The sequence below is a fragment of the Labrenzia sp. ATLA3 genome (assembly GCF_057180185.1).
On the sequence record NZ_JBXUKV010000003.1, the window covers coordinates 237,529 to 254,880 of the forward strand.

Sequence of the window (17,352 nt, forward strand, 5' to 3'; positions counted from 1 at the left end):
ATGCGCCGATTTTCGCTCGTCTGTTTTTTATTGATCCTTTCAGGGACTTCGCTTCCCTCCTATGCACAGGAAGCCGTTCAGGAACCGATGGAAATCGGCGACTCGGGCGAGGAATACCTGCGTGCGATCCGCCTGCGCGGGATCGATACGGACGTGACCTATTTCGATCCCTCCGCGCCGCCCCCCAAACTGAACACGGAGCAGGAACCGCCGAAACCGGCGGAGGACAAACCGCAACCGGATAGCAGCAACAATCGCGTGATCCCTGGCCTGATCGTTGGCGCCATCCTTCTGGCCGTTGCCTATCTCTTCCTGCGCCTCGGCGGGCGGCTGACGGTTTCGCTCGGCCGTGAGGCCGGCAATCCGGACAGCACCCGCCCCAAGATACGCGGGCAGGCCCCCGTCTGGGCGGAAAAGCTGGCTCCGCTCGATGAGATCCTGCGCATGCAGGACCGGCGCAGGGCGCTGGTGCTGCTGACACAGAAGGTGCTGGCCACCGCCATTGCGGCCAACGGCATATTGATGCAGCGCAGCTGGACGGCGCGCGACGCGTTGCGCCAGTTGCCTGAAAGCCAGGGCAGGGAGCTTCTGCGCAAACTCGTGACGATGGCCGAACGGGTGCAGTTTGGCGGCAGGGACGTGAGTGAGGACGAGTTCAAGGATCATGTCGCGAACTGCCGTTACCTGCTCGGACCGGAGGCGTCATGAGCGAGAGCACGGCAAACACGAAAGCAAAAGGCCCCAGCCTTGAAGCTGCGGTCATCGCGGTGATCTGCGTCGCGGTTCTGCTGGCCGGTTGGTACATCCTGTCCCAGCGCCAGCAGGGTTTGCGCCGATCGCCCGCCGGGCTGGACGGGCTTCAGGTATGGCTGGTGAAAAACGGCGCCAGCGCCCAGAATTTTGCCGGTGGCTGGCTGATGGACCAGACGTCGGTCGGTCTGCTGGTGGTGCCGCTTTACGATACGCTGCCGGAAACCGACCGCAGCACCCCGGGCACCAAGGAAGAACTGCTGCAACAGCAGGACGAATACGATCTGGAAACCGCCGCCATTGCCGCAAAGGCCGAGCGTGTGCCGACTTTGCTCGTGCTGCCGAAATGGCGCAGCGGCATGCGCCTGACGGGTCTTGCCCACCCCGCACTGAAGGTTGAGGCGAATCGCCTGCAGACCATCGTCGACAAGATCACCGGCACGCGCGGCACAAAGATTGGCGCGTCGGACCGTCCCTTCACCGATTTCCGGTACCGGTCACAAACAGGCGAAACCCTGAGGGCAGAGATTTATGCCGCCCAGACCTTCGCAAACGAAAGCTGCCGCCCGATCGTCGGCGACACCGACGCCATGCTGCTGGCCGATTGCCCGCTCGCGCCCCCTGAAGACGATACTGCCGAACAAGAGCGCATCCTGGTGCTGTCCGATCCGGACCTGATCAACAACCACGGCCTGCGGCTGGGCGAGAATGCCGGAATTGCGCTTGATGTGCTGACCGAAAAGGCCGGCACCCGGAACATCGTCATCGATTACAGCCGGTACTCCTGGCTGCGCGACCCCGTAAGCGAACCCAGGCGCGAACGCACCTGGGACGACCTGCTGCGTTTCTTCGGCTCACCCTTCCGGGCCCTCTGGCTTGGCGCTGCGCTGTTGCTGGGGTTGGCGTTGTGGCGTGGTTTCATCCGCTACGGCCCCATACGCGACGAAGAGGCCGGCCCCGGCAATGGCAAGGATCTGGCGGTTCTGGCACGCGCACGCCTGATGCGGCTTTCCGGGCAGGATGGCGCCCTCGTCCGCGAATATGCGACCGCCCGCATTTCGGCAACCGCGTCGGCTCTTTTCGGCCCGGCCCATGCCCGTCACTACGCCGGTGAAGACGCCTTTCTGACCTTTACCGAACGCCGGCACCCGGCCCTCGCGCCGCGTCTGCGCGCGATCCTCGCCGACATTCGAAAACTGCCTGCCCGGCTTCCAGCCACGGAAGCCATCCAGCATATCGACCAATTGGAACAGGTATTGGAGCAAATAACTCATGACGCTTGAAGCGCTGCGCGAACGGACCGATGCCTTGCGGACCGAGATCGGCCGAACCGTTCTCGGCCAGGATGATATCATCGACCTGTTGCTGATCGCCTTGTTTGCCCGCGGCCACGTGCTGCTGGAAGGCCCTCCCGGCACAGCCAAGACGTTGCTTGCCCGCAGCTTCTCGGCGGCGCTCGCACTCGATTTCGGCCGTATCCAGTTTACGCCGGACCTGATGCCCGGCGACGTGCTCGGCACCTCGATCTTCGATTTCAGCACCAACACCTTCGTGCTGACCAAGGGGCCGGTGTTCTCGCAGGTCCTGCTGGCCGACGAAATCAACCGCGCTCCGCCCAAGACCCAGGCCGCCCTTTTGCAGGCCATGAGCGAACGCATGGTCAGCATCGACGGCACCGATCATTCCCTTGGACGGGAATTCATCGTCGTGGCGACGCAGAACCCGATCGAGCAGCAGGGCACCTATCCCCTGCCGGAAGCGCAACTTGACCGGTTCCTGTTCAAGCTGGTGATCGACTTTCCGCCGGAAGACATCGAAATGGCAATCCTGCGCCAGCATGCGGACAAGCCGCTGGAAGCCGGCATGGAAACCGCATCGCTGACCAAGGTGCTCGATTCCTCCACTCTTGAGGAAACAAGAGCGCTGGTCGACAGCATCATCCTGAAAGACGATATCCTGGCCTATATCCTGCGCCTGATCCGCGCGACCCGCGAAAGCTCCGAGATTGCCTTCGGTGCCTCGACGCGCGCGGCCGATGCGCTGGCAAGTGCGGCGCGGGCAACGGCGGCGCTCAACGGTCGCGACTTTGCCATTCCCGACGACGTCAAACGCCTGTTCGTTCCGGCGCTTCGCCACAGGATCGTCCTTGGCCCGGCGGCGGAGATCGAAGGCCGCAGCACGGCGCAGGTCCTGGAAAACATTCTCAACCAGATCGAGGCCCCCCGCTGATCCGGCCGTCCAAACGACTGCTCGCCTTTGGCGCGGTGGCTCTGGCCATCTCGGTGATCACGGTTGTCACCGGGGGCGCTGCGCGTGAAATCAGCGCGGTGCCCTGGGTCGTGCTCGTGCTCCTGGTCGTCGTTGATCTGGTGATGTCGCTTCGGCGGCCGAAGAACCTGACCTTCAACGCCCCGGCAGAGGTCTTCGTCGGCGAGACCGCAAAGCTGGAACTGGATCTTGATCGGGCCCCACAGGGTCTGAAAGGCACAATCGACTGGCCAGAGGGCCTTGGCGGCGTCACGGAATTCGACTTTGCCCCGGCAGCGGCCGGCTCTGCCCGGGTGGAAGTTGCCTGCCGGGCGATCCGGCGCGGCGTCTGGAATGTCGATCATCTCTGGCTGATCTGGCGCTCCCGGCTCAAACTGCTGGAATTCGTGCCGAAATTGGCCGTCGGGGCAAAAATCCGCGTTGTCCCGAACATCCGGATGGTGCAATCCGGGCAGATCACCACCACGGTGCTGTCGACGCTTTACGGCGTGAAGGAAAACCGTGCCGTCGGCGAGGGATCGGAGTTCCAGCAGCTTCGCGATTTCGTTCAGGGCATGGACATCAAGACCATCGACTGGAAACGCTCCGCGCGGCGCCGCTCTCTTGTTGCCAAGGAGTTGCGCGCCGAGCGGAACCACCATGTCATCGTCGCGCTCGACAATGGCTATCTGATGCGCGAGGAGATCGGCGGCCTGCCGAAGATCGATCACGCCGTCACCGCCGCGCTTGCAACCGCCTGGGCGGCAGCCATCGGCGGCGATCTGGTCGGCTATTATTCCTACGACGTCAAACCGCGCACCTTCTCGGCTCCCACCGCGGGCCGCGCGGCATTTGCGCGGCTGCGCAGCTGGACGGCGGAGCTTTCCTATGTCAACCGCGAAACCAACCACACCCTGGCCCTGACCGAACTGAACGCCCGCACGCCCAAGCGCAGCCTTCTGATCATCTTCACCGATTTCGTGGACACGACTTCGGCCGAACTTCTGGTGGAAAACATTGGCATTCTGGCCAAGCGGCACCTGCTGATTTTCGTTGCCATCCGCGATCCGGACCTGGAACAGCTGGTGGAAACGGCGCCGGGCGATCTCGATGGCGCAGCGACGCTTGTGGCGGCCAACCAGGCGCTCAACGAACGTCGGCTGGTGTTTGAAAAACTGTCCCGCATGGGGGTCACCATCGTTGACGCCAAACCGAATGCCGTGACCGCGCGGCTGATTTCCGCCTATCTCGAAATCAAGGCCCGGGAGCTGATCTGATGGACACACAGGATCTGATACGCTCCGCCCGGTTCCGCAAGGAACGGGAAGCCGACTGGCAGAAGCTGGAAACCCTGGTCCGCAAAGCGGAAGGCAGAGGCCTTCAGCACATGGAATTCGCAGAGACCCGGGATCTCGCCTCGCTGTACCGGCAGGCAACGACCTCACTGGCGATTGCGCGCGAAATCTCGCTCGACAAGGCTCTGCTCGGCTATCTGGAAGCGCTCACGGCGCGCGCGTACCTGTGTGTTTACGCCCCGCAGGAACGGCTCGGCGGATTGCTGGGCCGCTTTTTGAGGGAAGGCGCACCAAGGGCCATGCGCCGGTCCTGGTTCTATATCCTGCTCGGGTTTCTGTGCATGGGGCTCGGCGCCCTGACGGGCTACCTGCTCTATTTCGAGAACAACGACTGGTTCTACGTGATGATGCCGTCCGAACTTGCCGGCGGCAGAGGCCCGGACGCGACCACGACTTCCCTGCGTTCGATTCTCTATGACACCGATCAGGCGAGCGGGCTCGGTGCGTTTGCGACCTATCTGTTCTCCCACAACACAAGGATCGCAATCTTCGTTTTCGGGCTTGGCGTCTTTGCCTGCGCGCCCGCCATTTTGCTGACGTTCTACAACGGCCTGTCTCTTGGCGCCTTCCTTGCCCTTCACTACGACCGGGGGCTCGGCCTCGACCTTGTCGGCTGGCTGTCGATCCATGGCGTGACGGAAATCTCAGCCATCTGCATCGCCTGCGGCGGCGGCTTGCAACTTGGAACCGCGGTGCTGTTTCCCGGCAACAGATCCCGCAGCGTCGCCCTCCGCGAAGCCGGTCACGATGCTGTAAAACTGGCGATTGTCGCGGCCATCATGCTGGTGGGGGCCGCGCTTCTGGAAGGCTTCGCCCGGCAACTGGTCCAGGACCGTGAGGCCCGGCTGTTCATCGGCTGGGGCATCGGCGCGCTCTGGCTATCCTGGTTCCTCCTGGGTGGGCGGAGCCGGCGATGAGAGTGCGCTTCTGGAAAAGGGCCAAAACCGACAAGCCTTCCCCTTCAACGCTGGTCCCGCCGGAAGGCGTGCCGCTGACACTGCCCATTGCAGGCATTGGCGTGCGCTTTGCGTCCCAGCTCACTGATATCGTCCTGACCGTGATAGCCGCGGTCTGCCTGGTGATTCTGCTTGGCATCATGGACCTCACGTCACCACAGACGCTGATGGCCCTCGCTGCCCTGCTGTTCTTCCTGATCCGCGTTCCCTACTACGTAATGTCCGAGCTGGCCTGGAACGGCCAGACCATCGGCAAGCGCCTGATGAAGATCAAGGTGGTCTCCCATGACGGCGGACCGCTGACCGCCCGTGCGCTTGTCCTGCGCAACATGATGAAGGAGGCGGAGGTCTTTCTTCCCGGAACACTGCTCCTGACGCTGGATTCGGCCACGCCGTTCGCCTCGCTCGCGGCCTTTTCCTGGGTCACCATGGCGTTGATGATACCGCTGTTCAACCGCTACCGGCGCAGGCTGGGGGACATGATGGCGGGCACCCACGTGATCCACCTGCCCGTGCCGGTGCTCTTGAAAGATCTGGCCAGCGAAACGGTTGCAGCCGGAACAGACCGCAAGAAATTCGTCTTCCTGTCGCACCAGCTCGACCACTATGGCGCCTTCGAACTTCAAACACTGGAAAGCCTGCTGCGCGCCCAGAACGCACCGTCCGGAGCCGATGCAGCCCGCCAGCGCAACGCCACCCTGGAAGCTATCGTGGAGAAGATCCGCAAGAAGATCGGCTATGCCGCACCGGTTCCTCCGGTGGACCGGCTGCCGTTCCTTCAGGCGTTCTACAACGCGCAGCGGGAACATCTCGAGCAACGCCAGCTCTTCGGTGACAAACGGGAAAACAAACACTACGCCCAGTCCGGCGAAGAACGTTAGCCACGCCCCCTCATGCACTTACAGTTACCCAGTGGACCAACCAGTTTGCAGAAACAAGACAATCACTCCCTGAGGACCTATTTCCTCGACCAGGTTAACCAGAACGAGGACGCGCGCGAAGGCTTTACCCGTCAGCCACTCGGGGTTGGCGCGCTGATAGGCGGCAGTTTTTCCATCACATTCCGGCACCGCACGCCCGTGCTCCTGATCGGCTTCGTGATTAGTCTGCTCGGAGCATTTCTGACGATCGCAGTGGTTGACATCAACGCGGCTCTCGGTCTGGAAGGGGACGGCACCAGCGATCTGGGCGGGTACGGAGATCTTGTCACGGCCTTTATCGATGTTCTCGTATTTTCTGTCATGGCGGCCTGTCTGGCGCAGCTGACCTATGATGCGAAGCTGAACCGACCCATATCGATTACCCGCTATCTGCTGCCGGCGCTCAGGGCAAGCCCGGCGATCTGTCTGCAAAACAGCCTGCTTCTCATCTTCATATTTTTGATAGCCCTGCCACCCGTCATCGTTACCTTCAGTTTTGATTCGACACTCATCTCCCTCGTGCCGCTTGTGGCTCTACCCTTTCTTGCCCTTTGGGGATGCTCGGTCTTTCTGGTTCTGGTGCCCGCAGTCGTCATTGAGCGCGCCGGGTTCGGCGGACTGCGGCGCAGCTGGTCGCTGACGAAGACCTACCGCTGGCAAATTGCCGGGGCCCTGCTGGCGGTTTGGCTGTACTCGGTCGTGGTTGCGCTTGCCGGCGCCCTGCCGGTGGAGCTTCTCGCCAGGGAAGGACGTTACGCCTTTGCCCCGCAGGCGGGGCTTTTCGCCGGACAAGGACGTTTCGCCTGGGCCCTGCCCGTCTATGCAGCAACCAACGCGCTGGCAAACGGGCCACTCGCAATTCTGGCCTCACTGGTCTACGTACGGCTGCGCGAAATCAAGGAAGGCACCAGTGTCGACCAGGTTGCCGACGTTTTCGACTGAGTGCCAGGAGCCTTTTTTGCCCTCCAGACCCGTTTGAGGGCTGTTGCAGAAGAATTTATCGTGGATAACCGCAATTTGGTGTGCCCTTGTCGGATGGCTGACAAGATGTTCGCACAATCAGAGTTTCACGGTTTTCGGACGGTCCATGGCCTCTGGCGGATAGTATTCGTCCCGCTTGGCGTGCATTTCCTGTTGGCATATGAGCTGAATTTGGATAACCGCTTTTTGAAAAACGATTGAAAGATTACGGAGCAATTGAATGAGCGACACAACTCTAGGTCAACCCAAAGCTTCCCTCGGTGTAGGCACCCTGGTCGGCGAAACTTTTTCTATCCTCTTCAAGCATTTCATCCAGGTTGTCATCGTCGGTTTCGTACCGAGCCTTTTCGGCTTTCTGATTTCCGGCCTTCTGGTCGGCTTCGGTGAAGCGCTTGGCATACGGCAGCAGGATTTCTCCGGCGGCGGCAGCATTGTTGCCAACGTTCTTTCGGTCCTGGTCAGCATGGTGGTCTATTCCATCACCACCGCCCTTCTGGTCCAGCTTGCCTATGACGCCAAGCTTTCGCGCCCGGTGCGTCTCGGCCGCTATTTCGGCCCGGCGCTGAGCACAGTTGTGCCGCTGGCCATCCTCACGATCGTTGTCACGATCCTGGTCGGTATCGGCATGGCCTTCCTGGTCATTCCGGGTCTTTGGGTCTATGCAGTGTTCGCCGTCATGGCACCGGCTGTCGTGATCGAACGCGCAGGTTTCGGCGGCCTCAGCCGCAGCAAGTATCTCACCAAGGAATACCGCTGGCCGATCGCAGGCGCGCTGGTGCTGGCCATCATCTGCGCCAGCATCCTCAACCTCGTCGCGCTGTTCGTCGTCGGCCTCATCGCCGCGGCCGGCTCCATCGGCATGGTCATCGGCGTCGTCCTGTTTGCCGCCATCTCCACTGTCGGCGCAGGCTTCCTGAGTATCCTTGTCGCACTGATCTATGCGCGCCTGCGGGAAATCAAGGAAGGCGTCAGCGTCGACCAGATCGCGGCCGTCTTCGACTGATCGCTCAGGAACGCTGGCTATCAGCCTTGCGTCTCCAAGTTTGTCCGCCCGACGGGTCAGGACATCGAAACACCCGGGGCCTGCCCCGGGTGTTTTGTCTTTGAGCAAGGACAAGGCGGGGAATTTTCCTTGCATCATAACAGGGCAGCCAACTAACAAGGTTCAACCCAATCTGCCGTCGGAGCATTCCCCTGAAACTGATTGCCGAAAACCTGACCATTGACCGCGGCGGACGCCGGGTGTTTCAGGACCTGTCGTTCGCGCTTCCCTCCGGCACCGCGCTGGTCGTGACGGGGGCGAACGGTATCGGCAAGTCTTCCCTGCTGCGCACGCTGGCGGGTCTTGTTGCCCTTGCCGGCGGAACCTTGCGGCTGGAAGACGGCGAGGATGACCGGCTGCCAGCCGAACACGCGCACTATTTCGGCCACCAGAACGCGGTCAAGGCAGCGCTTTCCGTGCTGGAAAACCTCTCGTTCTGGCAGGGCTTTACTTCACCTGTCACGACATCAGCCTACCAGGCGACCGCGCTGTCTCCCGAAGCCGCGCTCGATCTGCTCGGCATTGGCCACACGATTGACCTGCCGGCAGGGTTTCTGTCCGCCGGCCAGACCAGGCGCCTGGCCCTTGCCCGGCTTCTGGTGACCCCGCGCCCGATCTGGCTGATGGATGAACCGACATCAGCCCTCGACAAGGCATCGGAAGGCCAGCTTCTGGACCTGATGAACGGACATCTGGCTGCCGGTGGCCTGATCGTGACCGCAACCCACACCGAACTGGCCCTTGCCAAAACCAGCATCCTGCATCTGCGCACCACCGATCCCGTTTTCCCGGAAGAGGAGGATCTGCCCGCATGAGTTCCTGGGCTGCAGTTCTGTTTCGGCGGGATCTTCGGTTGTCGGTGCGCGTCGGCGGCAGCGCGCTGGTTGGCGTATTGTTCTTCCTGGCCGTTGTCACCGTCATACCCTTCGGCGTCGGACCGGACCTGAACCTGCTGTCGCGCATCGGTCCCGCCATCTTGTGGATCGGCGCGCTTCTGGCGACCCTGCTTGGCCTGGACCGGCTGTTTCAGGCCGACCGGGAGGACGGCACGCTGGACCTGATGCTGATGGCCGGGCGTCCGCTGGAACTTCTGGTGCTGATCAAATGCCTGGCCCATTGGGTCGCAACCGGTCTGCCGCTGGTGATTGCCGCCCCCTTGCTCGGCATCTTTCTCAATCTCGACCCTGTCGCCACGGGCTCCGTCACGCTGACCCTGCTGGTCGGCACGCCTGCGCTGACGCTGATCGGCGCCATCGGCGCGGCCCTCACCGTCTCCCTGCGGCGCGGCGGCCTGCTACTGGCCGTTCTGGTAATACCGCTGGCCATTCCCGTGCTGATCTTTGGCGTCAGCGCTGCGGACGCCGCCATTCACGACCCCGTGCCGTTTCTGACGCCGTTCCTCATCCTGTGTTCGCTGTCCTTGATCGCAGCGGTGATCGGCCCGCTTGCCGCCGCCGCCGCGCTCAGGTTTGCTGGCGATTGACGCCGCCTAGTTACGTCCACTCAGGGCAAGACGGCAGGCAAGACCTGCAAAGACGGTCGCCAGCAGATATTGGGGCAACTTCGGGAAACGCGTGAGACCGGCAAGACGGCTGCGGATGTGGCCGCCAAGCAGAACGACTGAACCGTTCACCAGAAATCCGATGCCGTTGATGACGGACGCCAGAACAAGCATCTGAGCGGTCAGCGACCCGCCGTCGACGGAAATGAACTGCGGAAACAGAGCCAGCACGAACAGCGCCATCTTCGGATTGAGAAGATTGGTTGCCAGACCTTCCAGGAAAATGCGCCGGCCGCTGAGACGCTTCAGACCACTCACCGGCGCCAGGGCCACTCCTTCCGAGCGGAGGGCCTTCCACGCGAGGTAAAGCAGATAGGCGCATCCCGCCCAGCGAATCGCCTCATAGGCAGCCGGCACCGTCGTCAGAAGCTGCGACAGGCCCATGGCCGCCGCAAGCGCATGACAATAGGTCCCCAGCGCGATCCCCGCATAGGTGAGGAAGCCCGCGGCTTTTCCCTGGCTGATGCTGCGCGAGGCAATGAGCAGCATGTCGGGACCCGGCGTGGCGGTCAGAACCAGCGAAGCGGCGGCAAATACAAATAGGGTGGAAACATCCGGCATGATCAGATCCTTGAAGTGGAAGCCGGAACACCCCTTTACCAGCACTGGCCGCAAACACAACCCGCAATTTAATCCGCCCGATCACTCATTTGCGTACAGGCTTGATACTGCGCAAAGCGCACTGCGGCATACTCATCCATTGAAGCGGGCAACGCTCTCGATTAGAACGGTTTCATGGCAATTTGGGATTATGCAAATCCGACGCGATTTTTGAGGCTGGTGCAGGTGGTTCTGCCCTGGCTCATCGGCCTGTGCGTCATCACGTTCGCCGCAGGGCTCTACATGAGTTTCTTCGTTGCGCCGGAGGACTATCAGCAGGGCGACACCGTACGGATCATGTATATCCATGTGCCGGCCGCCTGGCTCAGCATGATGTGCTATTCCATCATGGCACTGTCTTCTCTCGGAACGCTCGTCTGGAAGCACCCGCTGGCCGATGTTTCGGCGAAGAGCGCGGCACCCATCGGCGCGGCCTTCACCTTCATGGCGCTGGTGACGGGATCGCTCTGGGGCAAGCCCATGTGGGGCACCTACTGGGTGTGGGATGCGCGGCTGACCTCGGTTCTGGTTCTCTTCATCATGTATCTGGGCCTGATGACGCTTTGGCGCACGATGGAAGACCCCATCAAGGCCGGCAAGGCGGCGGCTGTGTTGACGCTCGTCGGCGCGCTGAACCTGCCGATCATCAAGTTTTCGGTCGACTGGTGGAACACGCTGCATCAGCCGGCCAGCGTCATACGCATGGACGGCCCGACCATTCACCCCGACATCCTCTGGCCCCTGCTGGTCATGGCGCTCGGCTTTACGCTGCTGTTCTTCGTGCTGCACCTGATGGCAATGCGCAACGAGATCCTGCGCCGCCGCGTGCGTGCCTTGCGCCTGCGTGCCGCCAGCGCCGCCCAGCCGGGCACGGCGGCTGCAACGGCACAGCCTGCGGAGTAACTCTCATGGATCTAGGCCCACACGCTGGCTTCATCTGGGCCTCCTACGGCCTTTGTCTGCTTACGGTCCTCGGCCTGATTGCCTGGGTTCGGATCGACAAGGCGCAGCAGGAAAAAGCCCTCAAGGACCTGGCTGCCCGGGGCATCGGGCGTGCCCGGTCGGCTGGCGAAGGAAAAACAGACTCATGACGTCCAACGATACCGGTACCGGACAAGCCGAGCCCCAGGCCTCGAAACGCGGGTTCCCGGTTCTGGTGCTTCTGCCGCTGGTGGTGTTCGCCGGCCTTGCCGCCCTGTTCCTGTTTCAGTTGACCCTTGGCGGCGACCCTCAGAAAATTCCCTCCGCGCTGATCAACAAACCGGCGCCGGAATTCGACCTGCCACCGGTCGAAGGTCTGACCAGGGGTGATACCGCCGTTGCCGGTTTTTCCCGGCAGGATCTCAACGGCAAGATTTCCGTCGTCAACGTGTTCGCCTCCTGGTGCGTTCCCTGCCGCCAGGAACATCCGCTTCTGGAAGATCTTGCCAAGGTCGAGGGCATTCAGCTTCTCGGCATCAACTACAAGGACAAGCCGGAAAACGCGCGCCGGTTTCTGGGTAGCCTCGGAAACCCCTATCAGCGCGTTGGTGCCGATACCGGCGGTCGCACGGCCATCGAATGGGGCGTCTACGGTGTTCCGGAAACCTTCGTCATCGATGCGGACGGCATGATCCGGTACAAGTTCATCGGCCCGCTGAGCCTTGAAACCTATCAGGACGTCTTCCTGCCCGAACTGCGGAAGATCATGGCCGGCGACAAGTCCTGAGCCAGCGAATGTCAGAAACCTCGCTAGACTGGTCTTGATACCACCTGTCTCGGTGAGTGCCCGGTTTCTTCAGCCCTGCCGCATTTACAAATGCCTGCGCGACCGCTCTAACATCCGGAACATTTTTTAAACGCCGTTTGCGAAGAGGCCTGTCTTGAAAGTTCTTGTGATTGGCGGCTGCGGGTTCATCGGCTCTCACGTGGTGGACAAGTGCGTGCAGGAAGGCCTTTCGGTGCGGGTGATGGACACCCGGCCGGAACTCTACCGACCACCGCTCCCGGACGTCGACTACGTGTTTCAGGACCTGTCCGATCATCACCGGCTTGCGGACGCCTTGTCAGGTGTGGACGCCGTGGTGCATCTGGCAAGCACGACCGTTCCCTCGACATCGAACCTCGATCCGGCGGCGGATATCTCCGGCAACCTCATTCCAACGGTGCGTCTTCTGGAGGCCATGCGGGCAAGCGGCACGCGAAAACTGGTCTTCTTCTCCTCCGGTGGCACGGTCTACGGCATTCCGTCCCAGGATCCAGTGCCGGAAGACCACCCGCTGAACCCGATTTCCTCCTATGGCATCGTCAAGGCAGCGATTGAACAGTACCTGCGCATGGAGCAACAGCTCCACGGGCTGGAGTTCGTCGCGCTGAGGCCGGCGAACATCTATGGACCACGCCAGGCGCAGGTTGGCCTGCTTGGCGTGATCGGAACCTACCTGCGCAAGGTGGCGGAAGACGAGCCGATTGAAATCTGGGGCGACGGCAGCATCGTGCGCGATTTCGTTCACGTCGAAGATGTTGCCAGCCTGTGCCATCGGGCGCTGATCTCCAACACCACCGGCAGCTTCAACGCCGGAAGTGGCGAGGGCACGTCCATTTCACAGATCGTCGAGATCATCAGTCAGACCACGGGCCATCCCCTGCAACCGATCTACAAGCCGGGCCGGAACTTCGATGTGCCACGGGTGGTGCTTGATATTGCCAGGGCACGGACGGCTTTCGGCTGGCAGCCCGTTGTATCGCTTCAGCGCGGCATCCGGGAAACCTGGGATTGGGTGAGACAGCACAGCGCGCCTTGATGGACCAGCAAGTTTGACTGGCCGGGACAGACCTTTTCACAACATTAAGCCATCATAAATCGACACCGTTTTAGATAAAGCAGGGCTTCGGGTCCTTATTGACCCAGGGGAAAAGGGAAATTCTGATGAACGGAACCGGCAGCGCGGCAAAAGTTCGGCTGGAACAACTGACCGGACTGCGCTTTTTCGCTGCCTTGCTGGTGTTCGGAGTGCATTTTCGCTGGGACACGAGCGGCGACTTCGTCAAGACCATTGCGGAACAGGGCTACGTCGGCGTCTCGTTCTTCTTCATGCTGTCCGGCTTCGTGCTGACGCAGTCCTACAAAACGAGAATCCTGACCGGCGCGATTTCCTTCCGCAGATACTTCCTGCTCCGGATCGCCCGCCTGACACCCTTGCATTTCCTCACCGGCCTGCCGTTTCTCTACTTCTCGATCATGCAGGTTCAGGCGATCTATTCAGAGGAATTCAGCGTTATCAAGACGGTCCTCAACCTGACCTATCTGCAAAGCTGGATTCCCGTCTCGTCGATCTATTTTTCCCTCAACGCACCGTCCTGGTCGCTGTCGGACGAGATGTTCTTCTATCTGTGTTTCTTTGCCCTGGTCGCGCTCTCACCGCGAAAGCTGCTTGCGGCAACGCTGTGGCTTGGCCTTGTGGTGGTCATCTCCGCCCTTCTTGTTCAGGTTTTCCTGGGCGACGTGATCTTCTTCGGCAAATATCCGTTCTCCCATTGGCTGTTCTACATCTTTCCCGGCTTCCGCATTCTCGAGTTTCTGGTCGGCATGGTGCTGCACGAAGTCTGGCGCCGCGGCTTCCGGCTGCCCGGCGTGGTTCAGCCGGTCAGCTATCTTCTGTTGTTCCTGACCATGTGGCTGGCACCGGATGTACCGGACCCGTTCCGCTATTCCCTGTTCTACCTGCCGGTGATCACGCTGTTCTTCTACGCCCATCTGACGGAAGGCAGCGTACTCACACGGGCATTTGCCTCTCGCCCACTCGTGCTCTTGGGCAACGCGTCTTTCGCCTTTTACCTGGTCCACCAGCCGTCCCTCCACCTGATGAACCTCTTCCTGAGGCCAGCCATCCCGGCAGATGTCATTTTCTTTCCGGTTTCGCTGTGCATTACCGCTGCGTTTTCGATCTTCCTCTACCGGATTTACGAGATGCCGGCAGAGCGTGCCTTGAAGGCCTGGGTCAACGGCAAGAGACCCGCTTCAGCACCGAACAAGACGGTGCCCTGATCCTTCAAGAATCTGATCCCCCAGAGGCAAACCGTTTAACAGTATCTCAATGCTGACGGCGGATTATTGCGACCAACTAACGCCTATCAGATCGCCAGCCGCCACAGGCCAGATTGGCACCAACCACGAGTAATCCGTTGCTTTCCGAATTAGCCCTTTCCGCCCTGACAGACGTGATCCTGGCGTGCGAGCTTTTTTTCCTCGCTGGCCTCAGCTTTCGCCCAGGTGTTCAGCCGTTGTCTCCCGCCTGGATCTGGGCTCTGACACTGACCCTGATCGGACTGGCCTCAATGCTGGGTGCGATTGATCATGGCTTCTTCGAAGCCATCGGCCACGAAGGGCACCGCCCGTTCGTGATCGCCACCCGGATCGTCATTGTCCTGGGCAGTCTCAGCATGATTGTCGCGGCCAGCTTTCAGTACCTCTCCGCCCCACTGCGTCTGGGATTTGTGGTCGCAGGCGCCTTGGGCGCACTCTGGCCGGTCTTCATGATCCTGACCTCCGACGATTTTCTGTCCGTAATCCTCTATTACTCTGCAGGTCTTGTTTTCCTGCTTGTGCTCAGCCTCATTCATTTCCGCCAGAACAGCGGCACGCTGGCGATGATCGCCGGCATTCTGCTGACACTGGGCGTGTCTGCGATGATCCCGATGCAAAGCCCGGGCTTCTGGGGCCTTGGCCTTTATGGCAGCTACCATGTTCTGCTGATGCCAATCGTCGTGCTTTTGTATTTCGGCGGCCGCTGGTTCAGGACCACAAGGTAGGGCAACCGCATGCAGAGCGCTTCCACACCATTTGAAGAAGAGGTCCAGGAAACGGACGATCTTCAGGCGATCTTCGAGAAGATGACGGAGTTCATGCCGCGACGAGTCGCCGAAGCGGTTCAGGCGGCCTCACGCAAGGTGCCGGTCGCGGCTCATCAGGACGTTATCGTCGAGGGGGAGACCAGCGACGCGCTCTACATCGTTCTGGATGGCACCTTCGGCATTTACCGCAAGGGCGACGGTACGGCCTCGGACCACCGTGTTGCGGAAATCGGGCCCGGGCAGCCCTTTGGCGAAATGGCTCTTCTGGACGGCGAACCACGTTCTGCGACGGTGCGCTCGGAAACAGGCGGTGCCGTGCTTGAAATCGAGCCGGATCGGATCCTCGAGCTTTCTGACGGGGAAGCCAGACTTGCCGAGTTCAAGGGCGCTCTGGCCTCCTTCGTCACTCGGCGCATGCGCGCTTCCACGCAAGAGCACGTGGCCGCGCTGCAGCGCGAACTGGATCTTCGAAACGAACAGCAGCAGTTCGGCAAGTTCTTCGTCTACTCGCTGATCATGATGTGTATCGGCACGTTGGTGAACAACGTACTGGCGCGGACCATCGTCCATGTGGATGTCTACACCGAGGTCTTCGCCTGGCAATATCTCGCCGTCCTGCTGGTACCCAGCCTGTTCGTCATCCGGCACATGGGCATTTCGGTCGCGTCACTCGGGATAACCACCGTCGGCTTGAAGAAATCCCTCATTGAGGGGGCGATCTTTTCCGCCGGGCTGTGCATCTTCGCCTGGGGTCTGGCGGCCGTGCTCAAGTCCTTCGACGCGCTTCCCGGCAAACCGCTGCCGTTCAACCTCCTGGGAACCCTGAGCTACTTCCTTCACAGTGCGCTGCAGGAGATCATCGCAAGAGGCTTCTTGCAGTCTTCCTTCCAGCGGTTTCTGGGTGACAAGGGCAAATGGCGCTCGGTTCTGCTCGCCTCGATCCTGTTCGGGATGTTTCACCTGCATTTCGGCATTCCGGCCGTCCTGATGACCATTGGCACAGGCTTCATTTTCGGCTGGATCTACATCCGGCATCAGAACATCGCCGGCGTGATACTCATTCATTACATGATGGGTGTCGCGGCGTTCAATACTGGCTTGATTTGAGATGCGAGCCTAAGCTAGTGCTGCTTGCTTGACCCTATCGTACGAGGTTGGAAATCCATGATTGCCCGTGATTATTTCATACCTCGACCCGCCATCTATTTCCGCGATTTCGGTATTTATCTGGCACTCTTCATCATCGGGTTCTTTTGGGGTGTGAACGCGTCCTGGCCCATGGTCATCCTGCCCTGGCTGCTGGCGACCTTCGGCCTCCACCGGGCGGGCCTTTTCTGCCACGAGATCGTTCATATCAAGGACGAAAAGCTGCGCAGCTTCCGGACCCTCTACACCTGGACGGTGGCGCTGATCGTCATGGTTCCGCCGCTGCGGTTTCAACTGCCGCATCTGGCCCATCATCGGCTCGGCATATTCGGTACACCGGAAGATCCGCAATACCCGCTGGTACGCGGCAATCCGTTTGCCATGACCATGGTTCTGCTGGTCATTCCCTTCGTGGTGCCCTTCACCAATCTTCTGATGACGATAACCGCCGCCTTCGGCGCGTTCCGGCTGGAAGCGGCGCTCGACCGTTGGGCAACAGAGAAGCTCGGCTTTTCGCTCAGCTCGTCGCTGACCCCGGAACAGCAGGCTGAAGTGAGCCGGCACGCCCGGGTCACGCTCGCGCTCTTTGTTGCCGCAATCATCTTCTTTCCCGGTGCGCTGCCTTTCTATTATGCAGTGCTGGTTCTGGGATGGGCGCTTCTGACCGCGCGCATTCCGCTGGAACACGAGCTGGAACGCCTGGCCGAAACCTCCGGCCGGGAAGACCAGATGATCGACAGTTTCACGATCGAGTCGCCTCTGGCTCTGATCGTGCAGCCCGTGGGCTTTCGCTATCATACGGCACATCACATGTACCCCGGTGTGCCCTATCACAATCTGCCCGCGCTCCACGACGAGCTGAAGCGGACCATGCCGGAGTACAGGGACAGCATCATTTCGATTTGGACTGCGATCAGCGGGCCCAAGCGCCGTCCTGCCAATTCTCTTCGTTGATTCAGAA

19 protein-coding genes are annotated in these 17,352 nt (G+C 60.9%); 18 read left to right on the forward strand and 1 reads right to left on the reverse strand.

Translation table 11 applies throughout. The features are described from left to right. The first annotated feature begins 87 nt into the window (after positions 1–87). The 10 genes from AC2A6O_RS09015 (at position 88) to ccmB (ending at position 9,734) form a co-directional block, all read left to right on the forward strand. The gene (locus AC2A6O_RS09015; RefSeq protein WP_498926524.1) at positions 88–708 is read left to right on the forward strand and encodes a DUF4129 domain-containing protein; all 621 of its coding nucleotides are present in this window, start codon (positions 88–90) and stop codon (positions 706–708) included. Further along, positions 705–2,033, forward strand: coding sequence for a hypothetical protein (locus AC2A6O_RS09020; protein ID WP_498926525.1), 1,329 nt, complete (start codon positions 705–707; stop codon positions 2,031–2,033). Before AC2A6O_RS09015 ends, AC2A6O_RS09020 begins: the two co-directional genes overlap by 4 nt. Further along, positions 2,023–2,979: an AAA family ATPase gene (locus AC2A6O_RS09025; protein ID WP_148583675.1), complete on the forward strand. Its 957-nt coding sequence runs from the start codon at positions 2,023–2,025 to the stop codon at positions 2,977–2,979. Before AC2A6O_RS09020 ends, AC2A6O_RS09025 begins: the two co-directional genes overlap by 11 nt. A gap of 53 nt (positions 2,980–3,032) precedes the next feature. Beyond that, on the forward strand, positions 3,033–4,274 hold the full coding sequence (locus tag AC2A6O_RS09030; RefSeq protein ID WP_498926526.1) for a DUF58 domain-containing protein: 1,242 nt from the start codon (positions 3,033–3,035) through the stop codon (positions 4,272–4,274). Next, positions 4,274–5,269, forward strand: coding sequence for a stage II sporulation protein M (locus AC2A6O_RS09035; RefSeq protein WP_498926527.1), 996 nt, complete (start codon positions 4,274–4,276; stop codon positions 5,267–5,269). Before AC2A6O_RS09030 ends, AC2A6O_RS09035 begins: the two co-directional genes overlap by 1 nt. Next, on the forward strand, positions 5,266–6,189 hold the full coding sequence (locus tag AC2A6O_RS09040) for an RDD family protein (RefSeq protein ID WP_498926528.1): 924 nt from the start codon (positions 5,266–5,268) through the stop codon (positions 6,187–6,189). The genes AC2A6O_RS09035 and AC2A6O_RS09040 overlap by 4 nt, the downstream gene beginning before the upstream one ends. Before the next feature lie 45 nt (positions 6,190–6,234). Further along, positions 6,235–7,170, forward strand: coding sequence for a hypothetical protein (locus tag AC2A6O_RS09045; RefSeq protein ID WP_498926529.1), 936 nt, complete (start codon positions 6,235–6,237; stop codon positions 7,168–7,170). 259 nt (positions 7,171–7,429) lie between these two features. Beyond that, the gene (locus AC2A6O_RS09050) at positions 7,430–8,212 is read left to right on the forward strand and encodes a hypothetical protein (protein WP_148583679.1); all 783 of its coding nucleotides are present in this window, start codon (positions 7,430–7,432) and stop codon (positions 8,210–8,212) included. Positions 8,213–8,403: 191 nt separating this feature from the next. Continuing rightward, positions 8,404–9,066 carry a heme ABC exporter ATP-binding protein CcmA gene (gene ccmA, locus AC2A6O_RS09055; RefSeq protein WP_498927076.1) on the forward strand — a complete coding sequence of 221 codons (663 nt, stop codon included), beginning with the start codon at positions 8,404–8,406 and terminating at the stop codon, positions 9,064–9,066. Beyond that, the gene (gene ccmB / locus AC2A6O_RS09060; RefSeq protein WP_148583681.1) at positions 9,063–9,734 is read left to right on the forward strand and encodes a heme exporter protein CcmB; all 672 of its coding nucleotides are present in this window, start codon (positions 9,063–9,065) and stop codon (positions 9,732–9,734) included. The genes ccmA and ccmB overlap by 4 nt, the downstream gene beginning before the upstream one ends. 6 nt (positions 9,735–9,740) lie before the next feature. Here ccmB and AC2A6O_RS09065 read toward each other — a convergent pair whose 3' ends face one another. Next, entirely contained in the window at positions 9,741–10,373 is a 633-nt protein-coding gene (locus tag AC2A6O_RS09065; protein ID WP_148583682.1) for a LysE family translocator, read from the reverse strand. Positions 10,374–10,547: 174 nt separating this feature from the next. Between AC2A6O_RS09065 and AC2A6O_RS09070 the strand changes: the two genes are divergently transcribed. The 8 genes from AC2A6O_RS09070 to AC2A6O_RS09105 all read left to right on the forward strand — a co-directional run bounded on the left by AC2A6O_RS09070 (position 10,548) and on the right by AC2A6O_RS09105 (position 17,345). Beyond that, entirely contained in the window at positions 10,548–11,315 is a 768-nt protein-coding gene (locus AC2A6O_RS09070) for a heme ABC transporter permease (RefSeq protein WP_498926530.1), read from the forward strand. 5 nt (positions 11,316–11,320) lie between these two features. Then, the gene (ccmD, locus tag AC2A6O_RS09075; protein ID WP_498926531.1) at positions 11,321–11,503 is read left to right on the forward strand and encodes a heme exporter protein CcmD; all 183 of its coding nucleotides are present in this window, start codon (positions 11,321–11,323) and stop codon (positions 11,501–11,503) included. Then, complete coding sequence (locus AC2A6O_RS09080) at positions 11,500–12,120, forward strand: DsbE family thiol:disulfide interchange protein (RefSeq protein ID WP_498926532.1); 621 nt, start codon at positions 11,500–11,502, stop codon at positions 12,118–12,120. Before ccmD ends, AC2A6O_RS09080 begins: the two co-directional genes overlap by 4 nt. 154 nt (positions 12,121–12,274) lie before the next feature. Further along, complete coding sequence (locus tag AC2A6O_RS09085; protein ID WP_498926533.1) at positions 12,275–13,195, forward strand: NAD-dependent epimerase/dehydratase family protein; 921 nt, start codon at positions 12,275–12,277, stop codon at positions 13,193–13,195. Between the two features lie 125 nt (positions 13,196–13,320). Beyond that, positions 13,321–14,439 (forward strand): acyltransferase family protein, encoded by a 1,119-nt coding sequence (locus AC2A6O_RS09090; RefSeq protein WP_498926534.1) that lies wholly within the window; start codon positions 13,321–13,323, stop codon positions 14,437–14,439. Between the two features lie 137 nt (positions 14,440–14,576). Continuing rightward, complete coding sequence (locus AC2A6O_RS09095) at positions 14,577–15,203, forward strand: DUF6962 family protein (protein WP_498926535.1); 627 nt, start codon at positions 14,577–14,579, stop codon at positions 15,201–15,203. Between the two features lie 9 nt (positions 15,204–15,212). Beyond that, positions 15,213–16,352, forward strand: a complete 1,140-nt coding sequence (locus AC2A6O_RS09100; RefSeq protein ID WP_498926536.1) for a cyclic nucleotide-binding domain-containing protein — start codon at positions 15,213–15,215, stop codon at positions 16,350–16,352. Between the two features lie 57 nt (positions 16,353–16,409). Next, a complete protein-coding gene (locus tag AC2A6O_RS09105; protein WP_498926537.1) occupies positions 16,410–17,345 on the forward strand; it encodes a fatty acid desaturase family protein in 936 nt (311 codons plus the stop codon). The last annotated feature ends 7 nt before the right edge of the window (positions 17,346–17,352 follow it).

Excerpts from the sequence above, each read along its gene's own strand:
- AC2A6O_RS09015 (WP_498926524.1), top strand. The coding sequence starts at position 88 with ATGGAAATCGGCGACTCGGGCGAGGAATACCTGCGTGCGATCCGCCTG.
- AC2A6O_RS09020 (WP_498926525.1), top strand. The coding sequence starts at position 705 with ATGAGCGAGAGCACGGCAAACACGAAAGCAAAAGGCCCCAGCCTTGAA.
- AC2A6O_RS09025 (WP_148583675.1), top strand. The coding sequence starts at position 2,023 with ATGACGCTTGAAGCGCTGCGCGAACGGACCGATGCCTTGCGGACCGAG.
- AC2A6O_RS09035 (WP_498926527.1), top strand. The coding sequence starts at position 4,274 with ATGGACACACAGGATCTGATACGCTCCGCCCGGTTCCGCAAGGAACGG.
- AC2A6O_RS09040 (WP_498926528.1), top strand. The coding sequence starts at position 5,266 with ATGAGAGTGCGCTTCTGGAAAAGGGCCAAAACCGACAAGCCTTCCCCT.
- AC2A6O_RS09050 (WP_148583679.1), top strand. The coding sequence starts at position 7,430 with ATGAGCGACACAACTCTAGGTCAACCCAAAGCTTCCCTCGGTGTAGGC.
- ccmB (WP_148583681.1), top strand. The coding sequence starts at position 9,063 with ATGAGTTCCTGGGCTGCAGTTCTGTTTCGGCGGGATCTTCGGTTGTCG.
- AC2A6O_RS09065 (WP_148583682.1), bottom strand. The coding sequence starts at position 10,373 with ATGCCGGATGTTTCCACCCTATTTGTATTTGCCGCCGCTTCGCTGGTT.
- AC2A6O_RS09070 (WP_498926530.1), top strand. The coding sequence starts at position 10,548 with ATGGCAATTTGGGATTATGCAAATCCGACGCGATTTTTGAGGCTGGTG.
- ccmD (WP_498926531.1), top strand. The coding sequence starts at position 11,321 with ATGGATCTAGGCCCACACGCTGGCTTCATCTGGGCCTCCTACGGCCTT.
- AC2A6O_RS09080 (WP_498926532.1), top strand. The coding sequence starts at position 11,500 with ATGACGTCCAACGATACCGGTACCGGACAAGCCGAGCCCCAGGCCTCG.
- AC2A6O_RS09090 (WP_498926534.1), top strand. The coding sequence starts at position 13,321 with ATGAACGGAACCGGCAGCGCGGCAAAAGTTCGGCTGGAACAACTGACC.
- AC2A6O_RS09100 (WP_498926536.1), top strand. The coding sequence starts at position 15,213 with ATGCAGAGCGCTTCCACACCATTTGAAGAAGAGGTCCAGGAAACGGAC.
- AC2A6O_RS09105 (WP_498926537.1), top strand. The coding sequence starts at position 16,410 with ATGATTGCCCGTGATTATTTCATACCTCGACCCGCCATCTATTTCCGC.